The sequence below is a fragment of the Oceaniglobus roseus genome (genome assembly GCF_002869745.1).
Lineage (GTDB): Bacteria > Pseudomonadota > Alphaproteobacteria > Rhodobacterales > Rhodobacteraceae > Oceaniglobus > Oceaniglobus roseus.
The window spans coordinates 1-14,597 of sequence record NZ_PNOS01000049.1; the positions used below are offsets into that span (position 1 = coordinate 1).

Consider the following 14,597-nt stretch of genomic DNA (forward strand, 5'->3'; position numbering starts at 1 on the left):
GGCGCCGACCAGGGGCTGCTGCCCGCCGAGGGCGCCGCCCCCGGGGGCCTGGCCGCACGCTTGGCCCGAAGCGAGCGGCACAGGCCGCCGGACGGCCGGGCCGCCGACGAACCCGCCGAACCGCCACGATCCCGCTGAGCGTCCCGCCGCGCCGAACGGCGCTTCCAGACCTCAGCACAGAAGGACCGAACCCATGATCACCCGCCGCGCCCTCATCGCCACAGCCTCTGCCGCGACCCTGACGGCCTGCACCAGCCCCGCCGCCGTGACCCGCCGCGCCCCGGTGGAAGAACCCGCGGCGCCGCCCGCCCCGGTGCCCCCGGGCTATGGCGCCATCACCGACGAACCCTTCCCCGTCCCGGCCGTGCCGCCCGGCGTCGTCGATCCGAAGCTGTTCCGCACCGAGGTGCAGAACCCCTACCCGGACGAACCGGCGGGCACGATCATCATCGAGCCCGACAACGCCTTCCTCTACCTCGTGCAGGGCGAGGGGCGCGCGATGCGCTATGGCGTCGGGCTGGGCGCCGCGGGCTTCTCCTGGGCCGGGGTGGCGAAGATGCAGTACCGCCGCAAGTGGCCGAAGTGGACGCCGCCGGATTCGATGATCGAGCGCCGCCCCGAGTTCGCCCCCTACTCGGCGGCGAACGGCGGGATGCCCGGCGGCCCGGGCAACCCGCTCGGCGCGCGCGCGCTCTACCTGTTCCAGGACGGCAAGGACACGCTCTATCGCATCCATGGCGCCTGCGAACCGCAGTACCTGGGCAAGTTCGTCTCGTCCGGCTGCGTCCGCCTGCTCGACCAGGACGCGATCGACCTCTACGACCGCGCCACCGACGGCGCCAAGGTCATCGTCCAGCCATCGCAGAAGGCCAACCGCTTCGGCGTGGTGTACTGAGGGGCGCGCCGAACCCCCACAGACCGCTCCCGCGCGCCGTCGCGCCGGGAGCGCTTTGACCTGCCGGATCGATCGATCCGAAGATTACGCCTTCTTCTTTGTCCAAATACTCTGGAGGGAGGCGCGCAAGGGCCGGGGGGGCAAAGCCCCCTCCCCGCCCGCACAGTACCTCTCACTCACCCCAGGCGGTAACTTGATGCCCGCCATAAAGCATCTTCCTTATCGCAGCAGACGCGAGCGAAGAGGTGAAGCCGGGGGCCGGCGCGCTGACATCGTTCAACCGGCGCATCTGTTCACCGTTCAGGCTGATGTCCGCCGCCGCGATGTTGCCGGTCAATTGCGCCGCCGTCCGCGCGCCGACAAGGGTTGACGCGACGCCCGGCCGGGACATGGTCCAGGCAAGCGCCGCCTGAGCCGGCGTGCAGCCAAGTTCGGCCGCCACCTGCCGGAGCGTGTCGAGGATGACCCAGTTGCGATCCGTGAACTTGCTGTCGCCGAACGGATTGGCGCCGCTCAGCCGACCGGTATCTGCGGTGTCGTTCCGGTCGTACTTTCCCGTCAGGAAACCGCCTGCCAGCGGACTCCAGGGCATCACGCCCATCCCGCCCTCGCGTGCGGCGGGAAAATGCTCGGCCTCGACGTCACGCGCGACCAGCGAGTATTCCAGCTGCATGGCGATCGGGCCCGGTACGCGGCGCTCGGACGCGATGGTCGCCGCCTTCATCGCGACCCAGGCCGGCATGTCGGAGAAGGCGAAGTGGCGGATCTTGCCCGCACGCACCAGGTCGCCCAAGGTCTGCACGATCTCCTCCACCGGCGTGACACCGTCCCAGATGTGCATCCAGTAGAGATCTACGTAATCGGTCCCAAGCCGCTTAAGCGACCCGTCCAGCGCGCGATGGATGTTCTTCGATCCCGCGCCTCCGGCATGGGGATTGCCACCGCCGTCCTGCGAGGCGGTGAGAGGGCTGCTGGACCCGTTGAAGCCGAATTTCGTGGCCAGGACGATCTCGTTCCGCGACCCGGTCTCGCGGATGAACGTGCCGACCAACTCCTCGCTTGCGCCACCTGAGTAGATGTCGGCCGTGTCGACGAAATTGCCGCCTGCATCGCGATAGGCCGCGAAGATCTCGCGCGACGCCGCCTCGTCTGCGCCCCACGGGCCGGGCCCGAAGGTCATCGTGCCAAGAGCAAGCGGACTGACCACAAGGCCCGAACGGCCGAGGGCGCGATAATCTGTAAGAGACATGGGTACTCCTGATTTTCGTATTGATCGTTACGAAACATCTGCGGCTCTTGAACGGCAACGTCAACCACTTTAATAGCGATCACTATGGAAAGCCCCTCCGCACCGCGCCGAAAAACCGGCCGCCCCCTGTCCTTCGATCGAGACGTCGCGCTCGAGAAGGCGATGCTCGCGTTCTGGCAAAGCGGATACGAGACGACGTCGATCAGCGACCTCACCGCAGCGATGGGCGTGACCGCGCCCAGCATCTACGCCGCCTTCGGCGACAAGAAGCGATTGTTCCTCGAAGCGTTGCGGCGCTATGCGGGCGATCCTGCCGACTTGGAGGGGGCCATGAACCGCGCGCCGACCGCGCGGGACGCCGTGGTGCGGATGATCGAGAATGCGGCCACGCTCTTCACGGGCGATGCGACTCCGCGAGGATGCCTGCTCGCAAGCGCCGCCGCCACCGGGTCGAAGGATGCAGCCGACGTGCGCGAGGCTGCCGCGAACGAGCGGCGCGTCATCCGGTCGATCATCGTCAACAGGATCGAGCGCGACATCGCGCAGGGTCTCCTGCCGCAGACGACAAGGTGCGAGGTGCTCGCCGATCTCGCTCTCGCCGTGACGCAGGGCATGTCCGTCCTGGCGCGGGACGGTGCGGATCGGGACGCTTTGCTGGCGGTCGCCCGCGCGTCGATGTCGGTCTGGCCGGATCCGGTGGGCTGACGACCGGCGGATCGGGACATCGGCCTTCGTATCTATGCCAGCGTCCTTCGGGATGACCTCGGGCGCACCCTCGGCTTGCGCCGCCCTCAGCTCCGCAGCGGGCCGAACGCCCCTGCGTCAGCGTTCAGCCAAATCCGGGGCAGCAGGCCCGTGGCGCGCCGCGCGATGCGGGCCGATAACTCCGATCCTCAAGTGAAAACCGCCCCGGCCATGGACCGGGGCGGCTCGAAAATCGTATGCACGGGAATCATACGCCGATCATACGCGGATCATACATCCGCGGAGGGCCGGATCAACCCTTGATCAGCCCCATGGCTTCCAGCTTCAGCAGCACCTGATGGGCGCAGTGATCGACGTCCGACGTCTCGGTCTCGATCCTGAGTTCGGGCTTCTCCGGCACGTCATAGGGGTCGGAAATCCCGGTGAATTCCTTGATCTTCCCCTCGCGCGCCAGCTTGTAGAGTCCTTTACGATCCCGCCGCTCGCACTCCTCGATGCTGGTCGCGACGTGGACTTCCACAAAGGCGCCGAAGGCCTCGATGTCCTCGCGGACCGCCCGCCGGGTCGTGGCATAGGGCGCGATCGGAGCACAGATCGCGATGCCGCCGTTCTTGGTGATCTCGGAGGCGACATAACCGATGCGGCGGATGTTCAAGTCCCTGTGTTCCTTGGAGAATCCAAGCTCCGAAGACAGGTTCTTCCGGACGATGTCGCCGTCCAGCAAAGTGACCGGACGCCCGCCCTGCTCCATCAGCTTGACCATCAGCGCGTTCGCGATGGTCGACTTGCCCGAACCCGAGAAGCCGGTGAAGAAAACGGTGAACCCCTGTTGCGCCCGCGGCGGACGAGTACGGCGCAGTTCCTTCACCACCTCGGGGAACGAGAACCACTCGGGAATCTCCAGCCCCTCCTGCAGGCGACGGCGAAGCTCGGTGCCGCTGATGTTCAGGATCGTGACCTTGTCCTTGTCCTTGATCTCGTCCATCGGCTCGTACTGCGCGCGCTCCTGGACCCATACCATGTGTTTGAAGTCCACCATCTCGATCCCCATCTCGTCCTGATGGGTGCGGAACAGCTCCTGCGCGTCGTAGGGGCCGTAGAAATCCTCGCCGTTCGAGTTCTTGCCCGGCCCCGCGTGGTCGCGCCCGACGATGAAGTGGGTGCAGCCATAGTTCTTGCGGATCAGCCCGTGCCACACCGCCTCGCGGGGGCCCGCCATGCGCATGGCAAGCGGCAGCAGCGACATGGTGGTCGTCGCCGCCGGATACTTGTCCAGCACCGCCTCGTAGCAGCGCACGCGGGTGAAGTGATCGACGTCGCCGGGCTTGGTCATGCCGACGACGGGATGGATCAGCAGGTTGGCCTGGGCCTCCTTCGCGGCGCGGAAGGTCAGTTCCTGGTGGGCGCGGTGCAGCGGGTTGCGGGTCTGGAAGGCCACGACGCGGCGCCAGCCCATCTTGCGGAAATAGGCGCGCAGCTCGTTCGGGGTGTCGCGGCGGCCCTTGAAGTCGTAGTGCACGGGCTGCTGGATGCCGGTGACGGGCCCGCCGAGGTACACGGAGCCGGCCGTGTTGTGCAGGTAGTTCACCGCCGGATGGGCGCTGTCGTCGGCGCCGAACACCTTCTCGGCCTCGCGCGCCTTGTTCGGCACCCACTTGTCGGTGACGGTCATTGTGGCGAGGATCACGCCCTCCTGGTCGCGCAGCGCGATGTCCTGGCCGATTTCGATGCCGTCGGCATATTTCTCGGACACGTCCAGCGTGATCGGCATCGGCCAGAGCGTGCCGTTGGCCAGGCGCATGTTCTCGACCACGCCGTCATAGTCGGCTTCGCTCAGGAAGCCCTTCAGCGGATTGAAGCCGCCGTTCGTCAGCAGTTCGAGGTCGCAGATCTGGCGGGGCGTCAGATCCCAGGACGGCAGGTTGCCCGCCTCGGTCTTCAGTTTCTGGGCCGAATCATAGGAAACGAAGAGTTCGGGAATGGGCGCGAGGTTGGAATTCTGCATGAAGGAACGTCCGTCTGATCTGCTGGGTGGGAGATGGCGCCTTCCCCTGCCCCATCGCGCCCGCAAAGGCAAGCGGCGCGCGCGGATTTGGCAATCTGCGTGACAAACCGACCCGTTTCCCGGCAGAAAGCCGCCAGAACCCGCTATCTCGGCCGCAGGACGACCGGCAGTCCGTCGCGCGGACGCGGGATCGGGAGTCGCTGCCAGACCGGGGCGGGCGATCCGGCCAGTTCGATCCGGCAGCGCGGCAACAGGCACGCCACTAACAGCTTCACCTGCAGGGTCGAGAAGTGCATCCCGATGCACTTGTGCGCGCCGCCGCCGAACGGTGTCCAGGCGAAGCGGTGCCGCTTGTCCTCGGCCCGGCTGGACGAGAAGCGGCCGGGATCGAAGCGGGCGGGATCGGGATAGAGCTCGGGCGACATCATCGTCGTGCCGGGGTTGAGCGTGATCGCCGTGCCCGCGGGAATGTCGAACCCCTGCCAGTGGAAGTCGCGGGTCACCGTGCGCGGGATGAAGGGGACCGGCGGCACGAGGCGCAGCGCCTCCTTGAAGACCTGTTCCGTCCGCGCCATCGTGGCCAGCGCCGCCTCGTCCAGCGGGCGGTTGAGGGCCTCGGCCTCCCCGGCCAGCGCCTCCTGCCACTCCGGATGCGCTCCCAGCGCCCAGGCCATGGTCGTCAGCGCCGTCGCGGTGGTGTCGTGGGCCGCCATCATCAGGAAGTTGAACTGGTCGAGGATCTCGTCCTCGGACCAGCCCTGGCCTTCGGCATCCGTCGCCACGTACATCTGCGAGAAGAAATCCTCTCCCGGAGCGGCCCGCCGCTCGGCGATCAGCCGGCGGAAGGTGTCCCTCAGGAACGCCCGCCCCCTCACGCCGCGGCGCATGGCCGTGAAGGGAAGCGGGGCGCGGACCAGGCCGACCGTGGCGCGCACCTCGTCGATGAAGGCGCGGTTCAGCCGCGCGGCCAGCGGATCGTCCGGCGGCAGGCCCATGAACACCGCGCAGCCCACCCGGAGCGTCAGGTCCTTGATCGCGTCGTAGAAGCGGAACGCGCGCTCCGTCGGCCAGTCCGCCAGAAGGTCCGCCAGCACCGTTTCCATGCGCCGCAGGTAGTCCCGCATCGCCTCGGCCCGGAACGCCGACTGCATGATCCGCCGGTTCTGGCGGTGCTCGGCGACATCCTGGAGCATCAGACCGCCGGGGAAGATCCGCTCGAGCGCGCTCCACCCCGCCTCGGAGGAGAAGATGCCGTCGCGGTCCAGCAGCACGGTCTCGAGCGCCTCGACCCCGCAGAGGTTGACGCGCCAGACCCCCAGCATGTTGACCTTGTAGACCGGCCCGTAGGTCGCGATCGCCTGCTCCTGCAGGGCATAGCTGTTGCGAACGATGCCGAGGGTGTGGCCCAGCAGGGGCAGGGCGGGCGGTCCGGGAATATGCGCCAGGGCGGCGGCGGTCGGCATCGGAGACTCCTGTTTCCGGTGCCGAGCCTAGCACGGATGCCCGGGACGTTGGACCCTATTCGGCGGGGCTGTCGGCGACTTCCGCGCCGTAACCCAGCGGCAGCGACTCGTCCTTGCCCCCGGCCTCGCCCGCTTCGGCCAGGAACTTCTCGGTTTCCAGCGCGGCCATGCAGCCCATGCCGGCGCTGGTCACCGCCTGGCGATAGATGTGGTCGGTCAGGTCGCCCGCGGCGAAGACGCCGGGGATCGAGGTCGCCGTGCTGCCGGGCTTGGTCACGACATAACCGCCGTGGTGCAGTTCCAGCTGGTCCTTCACCAGCTCGGAGGCGGGGGCGTGACCGATGGCGACGAAGAAGCCCTTGCAGGGCACCTCGGTGATCTCGCCGGTCTTGACATTGCGCGCCCTGACGCCCTCGACCCCCAGCGGGTTCTCGGCGCCAACCACATCCTCGATCTGGTGATCCCACAGGACCTCGACCTTCGGGTTGGCGAAGAGACGGTTCTGCAGGATCTTCTCGGCACGCAACTCGTCGCGGCGGTGGATCAGCGTCACCTTGGAGGCGAAGTTGGTGAGGAACAGCGCCTCTTCCACGGCGGTGTTGCCGCCGCCCGCCACCACCACCTCGGCGCCCCTGTAGAAGAAACCGTCGCAGGTCGCGCAGGCCGAGACGCCGAAGCCCTTGAACTTCTCCTCGCCCGGAAGGCCCAGCCATTTCGCCTGGGCGCCGGTGGCGAGGATCAGCGCGTCGGCGGTATAGGTCGTGCCGCTGTCGCAGACCGCTGTGAAGGGGCGCTTCGACAGGTCCACGGACGAGACGTAGTCCGACACGATCTCGGCCCCCATCTCCTTCGCGTGGGCCTCCATCCTGACCATCAGGTCGGGCCCCATGACCGAGGTGTCGCCCGGCCAGTTCTCGACCTCGGTGGTGATCGTCAGCTGGCCGCCGGGCTGGAGACCCTGGATCAGCACCGGCTCCAGCATCGCCCGCGCGGCGTAGACGGCGGCGGTATAGCCCGCAGGACCGGAACCGATGATCAGAACCTTGACGTGACGCTGGGCCATGATGCCTTCTCCTCGACGGAAAACCTGAGACGCCGATATAGACAGGCGCGGCAGGCGGTGAAAGCCCCGGGTGGCAGATTGACGGTTCCGAAGCGATTTGCGGGCATCGGCATTAAGGATATTGCGCGCCCTTGAAATATAATTTCCGATAGGGCACATGCAGCACAAGCTTTGCAAAGCGCCGCAGGAGTATTCATGCCCACCCACAAGCTGGACCCGATCGACCGCAAGATCCTTGCCGAACTCCAGGCCGACGGCCGGATGACCAATGTCGAGCTTGCGCGCCGCGTCGGCATCTCGGCCCCGCCCTGCCTGCGCCGGGTGCGGACGCTGGAGGAAAGCGGCTACATCCGCGGCTACCACGCCAGCGTCGACGCCCGCGCCCTCGGCTTCGAGGTGCAGGTCTTCGCCATGGTCGGGCTCCAGAGCCAGGCCGAGGCCGACCTCTCGGCCTTCGAGAAGCGCTGCCGCGAATGGCCGCTGGTGCGCGAGTGCCACATGCTGAACGGCGAGGTGGACTTCATCCTGAAATGCGCCGCGCCGGACCTGTCGACCTTCCAGACCTTCCTGACCGAGCAGTTGACCGCGGCCGCCAACGTGGCGAGCGTCAAGACCTCGCTGGTGATCCGCGGCGCGAAGGACGAACCGGGCGTGCCCTTCGACGTCCTCGAGGAACGGCTGAAGCGGGAGGCATGAGCCGGGCGCGACCGGAGCCTGCGGAACCGCGGCGGGCAGACCAGCTGTCGGACCACCGGCCTTCCCCGAAGACCGGCCGGGCCGGGCACAGGTGAGGGGGTGCGGGGGAGGGGAGCATCCTCTCCCCCGCACTCCCTCACCGCGCGCCGCACCTTCGAAGCGCCGGAAGTCGGGTGTCGCGCGGTGCGTCCCCTACCCGTTTTCCTGCAACACCCGCCCGGCGAGGTAGAGCGAGCCGCAGATCAGGATCCGCGCCGCCGGATCCTGCGCGACGATCGCCTGCACTGCCTCGGCGACGCTTCCGGCCGTCTCGGCCTCCAGCCCCTCCGCCCGCGCCACGTCGCGCGTGGCCTCCGCCGGAAGGGTGTTCGCCTCGCCAGGGATCCCGACCGCATAAAGCCGCTCGGCCCGTCCCGCGAGCGGCCGCAGGAAGCCCGCGACGTCCTTCGTGTTCAGCATCCCGCAGATCAGCCAGGTCGGATGCGCGCCCATCCCGTCGAGCGTCGCGGCGATCGCCTCCCCGGCCGACGGATTGTGCCCGCCGTCGAGCCAGAGCTGCGCCGTGCCCGCCAGTTCCACCAGCGGCCCCGAGACCAGCCTTTGCATCCGTGCGGGCCATTCGGCGCGGGTCAGGGCGGCGGCGCAGGCGTCCTCGCCGAAGCCGAGGTGGCGCAGCGCGGCCACCACCATGCCGGCGTTGTCGTACTGGTGCGCGCCCAGAAGCCGTGGCGGCGGCAGGTCGAGAAGGCCGGTCTCGTCCTGGAACACCAGCCGCCCGCCCTCGGCCGCGACGTGCCAGTGCTGCCCCTGCACGAGGAGCGGCACTCCCAGCCGCGCCGCCTTCGCTTCGATCACCTCCAGCGCGGCGTCTTCCTGCCGGCCGACCACGCAGGGCACGCCGCGCTTCAGGATCCCGGCCTTCTCGCCCGCGATCTCGCCCACGGTCTCGCCCAGGTACTGCTGGTGGTCGAGCGAGACCGGCGTGATCACCGTGAGCCGCGGCGCCTCGATCACGTTCGTCGCGTCGAGACGGCCGCCGAGGCCCACCTCCAGCAGCGTCCAGTCGGCGGAGGTCCGGGCGAAGGCCAGCATGGCGGCGGCGGTCGTGATCTCGAAGAAGGTGATCGGCACGCCGCCGTTCGCCGCCTCGCACTCGTCCAGCAGCGCGGTCAGCGCCTCTTCCGAGATCAGCTCGCCCGCCACCCTGATCCGCTCGTGGAACCGGGCGAGGTGGGGCGAGGTATAGGCGTGGACGCGGGCGCCCGCCGCCTCCAGCCCCGCGCGCAGCATCGCCTGGGTCGAGCCCTTGCCGTTGGTACCGGCGATGTGGATCACCGGCGGCAGCGCACGCTCGGGGTGGCCGAGGTCCGCGAGGATCCGCCACATCCGGTCCAGCGTGAGGTCGATGATCTTGGGGTGCAGCGACATCAGCCGTTGCAGCACCAGGTCGGAGCCTCGGGGGGAAGTCACAGCCATGGCCGCACCGCTTGGAGGCCCGGCGCGGGCGACACCGCCCGCCCGGACGGGGTTCAGGAGGTTTCGTCGATCTCGGCCGGTTCGCCCGTCGCCGCGGTGGCGCGCTGGTCGGCCAGGCTCGCCACGTCGGCGGGCGGCGGCAGGTCGCCCGCCACCACCGGCGTCAGGCCCATGAGCATCCGCACGATGGTGATGAGTTCGCCGCGCATCTGCGCCCGCGCGATCACCCGGTCGAGCATCCCGTGGTCCAGCAGGTACTCGGCCCGCTGGAAGCCCTCGGGCAGCTTCTCGCGGATGGTCTGCTCGATCACCCGGGGACCGGCGAAGCAGATCAGCGCGTTCGGCTCGGCGATGTGGATGTCGCCCAGCATGGCATAGCTCGCCGTCACCCCGCCGGTGGTCGGGTGGGTCAGCACGACGATGTAGGGAAGGCCCGCCTCGCGCAGCATCTCGACCGCGACGGTGGTGCGGGGCATCTGCATCAGCGACAGGATCCCCTCCTGCATCCGCGCCCCGCCCGCGGCGGAGAACAGGATCAGCGGCCGCTTCAGCTTCACCGCGCGCTCGGCCGCGGCGATGATGGCGTTGCCGACATACATGCCCATCGAGCCCGCCATGAAGCTGAAGTCCTGGCAGGCGGCGACGATGGGGGTGCGGCCGATCTCGCCCTCGGCGACCAGCATCGCCTCCTTCTCGCCCGTGGCCTTCTGGGCGGCCTTCATGCGGTCGGGATACTTCTTCTGGTCGCGGAACTGGAGCGGGTCGGCCACCGGCGCGGGCACCTCGACCTCGGTGTAGATGCCGCCGTCGAAGAGCGTCGCGAAGCGTTCGCGCGGGGTCATCGGCATGTGATGCTGGCAGTTGGAGCAGACGTTCAGGTTCTCGGCCAGCTCGCGGTGGAACAGCATGGTGCCGCACTCGGGGCACTTGGTCCACAGGTTCTCGGGCACCTCGCGGCGGGAAAACAGCGAGTTGATCTTCGGGCGGACGTAGTTCGAAATCCAGTTCATCGGGCGGCGCGATCCTCGGTCCTGCGATGCCCCCCGACATAGGCCCGGGCGGACCGGAATGCAATCAACGGCGCACGAAGCGGCGCACCAGCCCCCAGGCCAGCAGCAGGATCGCGAGGTCGACCAGCACCAGTTCCGTCAGCGCCCCCTCGTCCGAGACCTCGTAGGGCGTGGTATAGAGCGCGAGGCCGGTGATCGTGCCCTTGGTGGCCAGCACCACCAGCGCGATGAGGTTGTTGGCGAAGTGGAATCCCCAGGCCGCGCCGAGGCTGCCGCTTTGCGCCGTCAGGTCGGCCGCCACCAGCCCGAACAGCGCCGCCGAGGCGACGACGAGCCAGGCGTTCGCGCCGTTGCTTGCGGGATCGTAATGGACCATGCCGAAGGCGAGGGCGGGCAGGACGAGCCAGACCAGCGGGCTTCGGAACCGGGCGGCAAGCTGCTGCTGGAGGTAGCCGCGGAAGACCAGCTCCTCGGCGCCGGTCTGGATCGCGACGCCGACCAGCGCGAAGGGCAGCAGGATCAGCCAGTGGACCGGCGAGAGGTTGTGGACGGGGGTGTAGAGCCACAGCCAGACCGCGGTCGAGGTGCCGTAGATCGCCAGCACCGTCGCCGCCGCCACCGCGAAGTCCCGGCACAACAGGTCCCCCGGCCCGAATAGCGTGCCCGCCCGCCGCCGGTGCAGCAGCCGCGCGGCCAGCATCGGGCCCAGCGCCATGCCGAGGAACGTGGCCAGCAGGATCAGCGTGACCCCCGGCGTCACCGGCTCGGCCAGCTCTGCCGCCAGGTCCATGGCGCGCCCGCCCTCGCCGCCCAGCCAGACCGCGCCCAGCAGGACGACCACCCAGAGCATCGCGCAGGCCGCGGTCAGCAGCACGCCGAGGACCAGCCGCCAGAGCTGCGGGCGCGCCCGGGCGGGGGCGACGAAATCTTCGAAGGCTTGTCGGTACATCGGCGCTCCCCGGGGTGTCGGGGCAGGCTATCCGCCCGGTGCGGCGGGAGCAATCAGCCTTGTCGAACCCGCCCCCCTCGCCTATCCCTGAAGCATCTGTTTTCGCGGGGAGGCGACCATGCCCAAGGGCAAGACCGACAAATCCAGACTGCCCAGCCGGCATGTGACCGAGGGCCCGGCACGGGCGCCCCACCGCTCCTACTACTACGCCATGGGCCTGACCGAGAGCGAGATCGCCCAGCCCTTCGTCGGCGTCGCCACCTGCTGGAACGAGGCCGCGCCCTGCAACATCGCGCTGAACCGGCAGGCGCAGGCGGTGAAGCTGGGGGTGAAGTCCGCGGGCGGCACCCCGCGGGAGTTCACCACGATCACCGTCACCGACGGCATCGCCATGGGGCACGAGGGGATGCGCTCGTCCCTCGCCTCGCGCGAGGCGATCGCCGACACGGTCGAGCTGACCATGCGCGGCCACTGCTACGACGCCATCGTCGGACTTGCGGGCTGCGACAAGTCGCTGCCGGGGATGATGATGGCCATGGTGCGGCTGAACACGCCCTCGGTGTTCCTCTACGGCGGGTCGATCCTGCCGGGCCGGGTGCCCGCGGGATCGGACGTGCCCGAGGATTTCGCCAGCCGCGACCTGACCGTGCAGGACATGTTCGAGGCCGTGGGCCGCCACCAGAGTGGCACCCTCTCCGACGCCGCGCTGACGATCCTCGAACGGGTTGCCTGCCCCTCGGCCGGGGCCTGCGGCGGCCAGTTCACGGCGAACACCATGGCCTGCGTGTCCGAGGCGATCGGGCTGGCCCTGTTCAACTCGGCCGGGGCGCCCGCGCCCTACGAATCCCGCGACCAGTACGCGGTGGCGAGCGGCGAGGCGGTGATGACGCTGATCGAGAAGAACATCCGTGCCCGCGACATCGTCACCCGGAAGTCGCTGGAGAACGCCGCCCGCGTCGTCGCCTGCACCGGCGGGTCGACGAACGCCGGGCTGCACCTGCCCGCCATCGCCCACGAGGCGGGGATCGACTTCTTCCTCGACGACGTCTGCGAGATCTTCCGGGATACCCCCTATTTCGTCGACCTGAAGCCGGGCGGGCAGTTCGTGGCCAAGGACCTCTACGAGGCGGGCGGCCTGCCTGTGGTGATGAAGGAGCTGAGGAAGGCGGGGCTGATCCACGAGGACTGCATCACCGCCAGCGGCCGCAGCATCGGCGAGGAGATCGACCGCGTGAGCTTCGAGGCGGACGGCCGGGTGATCCACCCGATCTCCAGCCCCATCACGAAGACCGGCGGCGTGGTCGGGCTGAAGGGCAACCTCGCGCCCGAGGGAGCCATCGTGAAGGTCGCCGGGATGAAGGCCGAGGAGCAGGTGTTCACCGGCCCGGCGCGCGTCTTCGAGAACGAGGAAGAGGCCTTCGCCGCCGTGCAGGCGCGCTCCTACAAGGAGGGCGAGGTGCTGGTGATCCGCAACGAGGGGCCGGCGGGCGGTCCGGGGATGCGCGAGATGCTCTCGACCACCGCCGCGCTTTCCGGCCAGGGGATGGGCAAGAAGGTGGCGCTGATCACCGACGGCCGATTCTCGGGCGCGACCCGCGGCTTCTGCGTGGGCCACGTGGGACCGGAGGCGGCGCAGGGTGGCCCCATCGCGCTGCTAAAGGACGGCGACATCATCACCATCGACGCGGTGAAGGGCGAACTTTCGGTGGACCTGTCCGCGGAAGAGATGGATGCCCGCCGCGCCGACTGGGGCGGCGCGAGGCCGACCAACTATGCCGCGGGCGCCCTCTGGAAATACGCGCAGCTGGTCGGGCCGACCTACAAGGGCGCCGTGACCCATCCCGGCGCGACGGCCGAAACCCATGTCTACATGGACCTCTGAGCCCATGCCGAGGCCAGACGACGCGCCATGGCCGACACGCTGAAGCGCGGCCTCGGCCGCTGGCTCGACCGGCGGATGCTGCGCCGCTGGACCCGGCTGGCCCGCAAGGCCCCCGCGATGGAGCTGGGCGCCCTGCGCGCCCTGCGCGGCCGGGCCGAACAGTTGCGCGACCGGACCGACCGGGTGATCCGCGCCGCCGAGATGCGGCTGGTGCTGCCCCGGATCGGGTCGAACGCGATCCAGAAGCCGCTTGGCACCGACTGGGCCTTCCGCCCCGAACTGTGGATGGCGCCCCTGCCGCGGCCCGGGGCCGTGGCCGTTGAGAGCCGCACGCAGATCGGCGGCGCGGTGACGATCTTCCACGACTGCCGGATTTCCGAGCTGACCTTCCGGCAGCTCCGGAACAGCCGCGCCGGGGACCTTGCGCCCTTCGGCCTCAGGATGGACGTGTTCCGCTTCGACGGCTCGTTCCTGTCGCTGGTGATCGACCTGCCCGAAGCCGCCGCCCGCAACCTGACCCGGCGCCACATCCTGCAGATGGACACGCTGGTCGAGATCGAGAAGCCGATCGAGATCTTCGCCCGCCTGAACATCAGGCACGGGCCGAATACCGAACAGATCGTGCGCGAGTTGCCGGTCACCGACCATACGCTGACGGTGGAGTTCGACCTGAACTACACCGACCTGAACGAGAAGCGGATCGAGAAGCTGTGGATCGACCTGATCTTTGAGGATCCGGAAATGAACCAGATCATCCTGCGCGACCTGACGCTGACGCGGCGCCCGCGCGCCGAACTCTGACCGGGAGCCGCCGATGGCCGCCTTCACGCTCGTTCCGCTGACCGTCACCGAAGGCGTCTGGCACGGCGTCCTGCGCCCCGCGGCCGACGGTGCCGCACCGCCGGAGGTGCGCGTCACCCACCTCGAACGGCCGCTGCCCGATGTCTCGGTCGCACCCGACGGCCGGGGCGGCTGGGTGCTGTCCTTTCCGCTGCCGCCGCAGGTGCTGTCCCAGGGGGTGCAGACGATCCTGATCTCGGAGGCCGCGAGCGGCGAGCGGCTGGGCGCCTTCACCATCGCCATGGGCGATGCGCTGGAGGGCGACATAAGGGCCGAGATCGACCTGCTCCGGGCCGAGCTCGACATGCTGAAGCGCGCGTTCCGGCGGCATTGCGTCGAAACCGGCTGACGCCGGCGCCTGCGG

General features: G+C 69.0%; 13 protein-coding genes. 6 read left to right on the forward strand and 7 right to left on the reverse strand.

Annotated elements, in window-relative coordinates:
* Positions 1 to 193: 193 nt before the first annotated feature.
* Positions 194 to 895: a L,D-transpeptidase gene (locus A7B20_RS19015; RefSeq protein ID WP_102110171.1), complete on the forward strand. Its 702-nt coding sequence runs from the start codon at positions 194 to 196 to the stop codon at positions 893 to 895.
* A 172-nt stretch (positions 896 to 1,067) separates the two neighbouring features.
* Here A7B20_RS19015 and A7B20_RS19020 read toward each other — a convergent pair whose 3' ends face one another.
* Positions 1,068 to 2,144 (reverse strand): aldo/keto reductase, encoded by a 1,077-nt coding sequence (locus tag A7B20_RS19020; protein WP_102110172.1) that lies wholly within the window; start codon positions 2,142 to 2,144, stop codon positions 1,068 to 1,070.
* A gap of 84 nt (positions 2,145 to 2,228) precedes the next feature.
* Between A7B20_RS19020 and A7B20_RS19025 the strand changes: the two genes are divergently transcribed.
* Positions 2,229 to 2,849: a TetR/AcrR family transcriptional regulator gene (locus A7B20_RS19025; protein ID WP_102110173.1), complete on the forward strand. Its 621-nt coding sequence runs from the start codon at positions 2,229 to 2,231 to the stop codon at positions 2,847 to 2,849.
* A gap of 292 nt (positions 2,850 to 3,141) precedes the next feature.
* Here the strand turns inward: A7B20_RS19025 and A7B20_RS19030 are convergent, their stop codons facing one another.
* The 3 genes from A7B20_RS19030 to trxB all read right to left on the reverse strand — a co-directional run bounded on the left by A7B20_RS19030 (position 3,142) and on the right by trxB (position 7,380).
* Entirely contained in the window at positions 3,142 to 4,854 is a 1,713-nt protein-coding gene (locus A7B20_RS19030) for a bifunctional sulfate adenylyltransferase/adenylylsulfate kinase (protein WP_102110174.1), read from the reverse strand.
* Between the two features lie 143 nt (positions 4,855 to 4,997).
* On the reverse strand, positions 4,998 to 6,317 hold the full coding sequence (locus A7B20_RS19035) for a cytochrome P450 (protein WP_102110175.1): 1,320 nt from the start codon (positions 6,315 to 6,317) through the stop codon (positions 4,998 to 5,000).
* Positions 6,318 to 6,372: 55 nt separating this feature from the next.
* Positions 6,373 to 7,380: a thioredoxin-disulfide reductase gene (gene trxB, locus A7B20_RS19040; protein ID WP_102110176.1), complete on the reverse strand. Its 1,008-nt coding sequence runs from the start codon at positions 7,378 to 7,380 to the stop codon at positions 6,373 to 6,375.
* Positions 7,381 to 7,575: 195 nt separating this feature from the next.
* Between trxB and A7B20_RS19045 the strand changes: the two genes are divergently transcribed.
* On the forward strand, positions 7,576 to 8,076 hold the full coding sequence (locus A7B20_RS19045) for an Lrp/AsnC family transcriptional regulator (RefSeq protein ID WP_102110177.1): 501 nt from the start codon (positions 7,576 to 7,578) through the stop codon (positions 8,074 to 8,076).
* A gap of 192 nt (positions 8,077 to 8,268) precedes the next feature.
* Here A7B20_RS19045 and A7B20_RS19050 read toward each other — a convergent pair whose 3' ends face one another.
* The 3 genes from A7B20_RS19050 to A7B20_RS19060 all read right to left on the reverse strand — a co-directional run bounded on the left by A7B20_RS19050 (position 8,269) and on the right by A7B20_RS19060 (position 11,511).
* Positions 8,269 to 9,552: a bifunctional folylpolyglutamate synthase/dihydrofolate synthase gene (locus A7B20_RS19050; RefSeq protein WP_102110178.1), complete on the reverse strand. Its 1,284-nt coding sequence runs from the start codon at positions 9,550 to 9,552 to the stop codon at positions 8,269 to 8,271.
* A gap of 53 nt (positions 9,553 to 9,605) precedes the next feature.
* Complete coding sequence (accD, locus tag A7B20_RS19055) at positions 9,606 to 10,562, reverse strand: acetyl-CoA carboxylase, carboxyltransferase subunit beta (RefSeq protein WP_102110179.1); 957 nt, start codon at positions 10,560 to 10,562, stop codon at positions 9,606 to 9,608.
* Between the two features lie 64 nt (positions 10,563 to 10,626).
* Positions 10,627 to 11,511, reverse strand: coding sequence for a CPBP family intramembrane glutamic endopeptidase (locus A7B20_RS19060; RefSeq protein WP_102110180.1), 885 nt, complete (start codon positions 11,509 to 11,511; stop codon positions 10,627 to 10,629).
* Between the two features lie 118 nt (positions 11,512 to 11,629).
* Between A7B20_RS19060 and ilvD the strand changes: the two genes are divergently transcribed.
* Genes ilvD through A7B20_RS19075 form a run of 3 tightly spaced genes read left to right on the forward strand, consistent with a single transcriptional unit; the run spans position 11,630 to position 14,582 of the window.
* On the forward strand, positions 11,630 to 13,393 hold the full coding sequence (gene ilvD, locus A7B20_RS19065) for a dihydroxy-acid dehydratase (RefSeq protein WP_102110181.1): 1,764 nt from the start codon (positions 11,630 to 11,632) through the stop codon (positions 13,391 to 13,393).
* 27 nt (positions 13,394 to 13,420) lie between these two features.
* Positions 13,421 to 14,194, forward strand: coding sequence for a DUF6478 family protein (locus A7B20_RS19070; protein ID WP_172961062.1), 774 nt, complete (start codon positions 13,421 to 13,423; stop codon positions 14,192 to 14,194).
* Between the two features lie 13 nt (positions 14,195 to 14,207).
* Entirely contained in the window at positions 14,208 to 14,582 is a 375-nt protein-coding gene (locus A7B20_RS19075) for a hypothetical protein (RefSeq protein ID WP_102110182.1), read from the forward strand.
* Positions 14,583 to 14,597 lie beyond the last annotated feature (15 nt).

Excerpts from the sequence above, each read along its gene's own strand:
- A7B20_RS19060 (WP_102110180.1), bottom strand. The coding sequence starts at position 11,511 with ATGTACCGACAAGCCTTCGAAGATTTCGTCGCCCCCGCCCGGGCGCGC.
- A7B20_RS19045 (WP_102110177.1), top strand. The coding sequence starts at position 7,576 with ATGCCCACCCACAAGCTGGACCCGATCGACCGCAAGATCCTTGCCGAA.
- A7B20_RS19050 (WP_102110178.1), bottom strand. The coding sequence starts at position 9,552 with ATGGCTGTGACTTCCCCCCGAGGCTCCGACCTGGTGCTGCAACGGCTG.
- A7B20_RS19030 (WP_102110174.1), bottom strand. The coding sequence starts at position 4,854 with ATGCAGAATTCCAACCTCGCGCCCATTCCCGAACTCTTCGTTTCCTAT.
- A7B20_RS19035 (WP_102110175.1), bottom strand. The coding sequence starts at position 6,317 with ATGCCGACCGCCGCCGCCCTGGCGCATATTCCCGGACCGCCCGCCCTG.
- accD (WP_102110179.1), bottom strand. The coding sequence starts at position 10,562 with ATGAACTGGATTTCGAACTACGTCCGCCCGAAGATCAACTCGCTGTTT.
- A7B20_RS19070 (WP_172961062.1), top strand. The coding sequence starts at position 13,421 with ATGGCCGACACGCTGAAGCGCGGCCTCGGCCGCTGGCTCGACCGGCGG.
- A7B20_RS19075 (WP_102110182.1), top strand. The coding sequence starts at position 14,208 with ATGGCCGCCTTCACGCTCGTTCCGCTGACCGTCACCGAAGGCGTCTGG.
- A7B20_RS19020 (WP_102110172.1), bottom strand. The coding sequence starts at position 2,144 with ATGTCTCTTACAGATTATCGCGCCCTCGGCCGTTCGGGCCTTGTGGTC.
- A7B20_RS19025 (WP_102110173.1), top strand. The coding sequence starts at position 2,229 with ATGGAAAGCCCCTCCGCACCGCGCCGAAAAACCGGCCGCCCCCTGTCC.
- ilvD (WP_102110181.1), top strand. The coding sequence starts at position 11,630 with ATGCCCAAGGGCAAGACCGACAAATCCAGACTGCCCAGCCGGCATGTG.
- trxB (WP_102110176.1), bottom strand. The coding sequence starts at position 7,380 with ATGGCCCAGCGTCACGTCAAGGTTCTGATCATCGGTTCCGGTCCTGCG.
- A7B20_RS19015 (WP_102110171.1), top strand. The coding sequence starts at position 194 with ATGATCACCCGCCGCGCCCTCATCGCCACAGCCTCTGCCGCGACCCTG.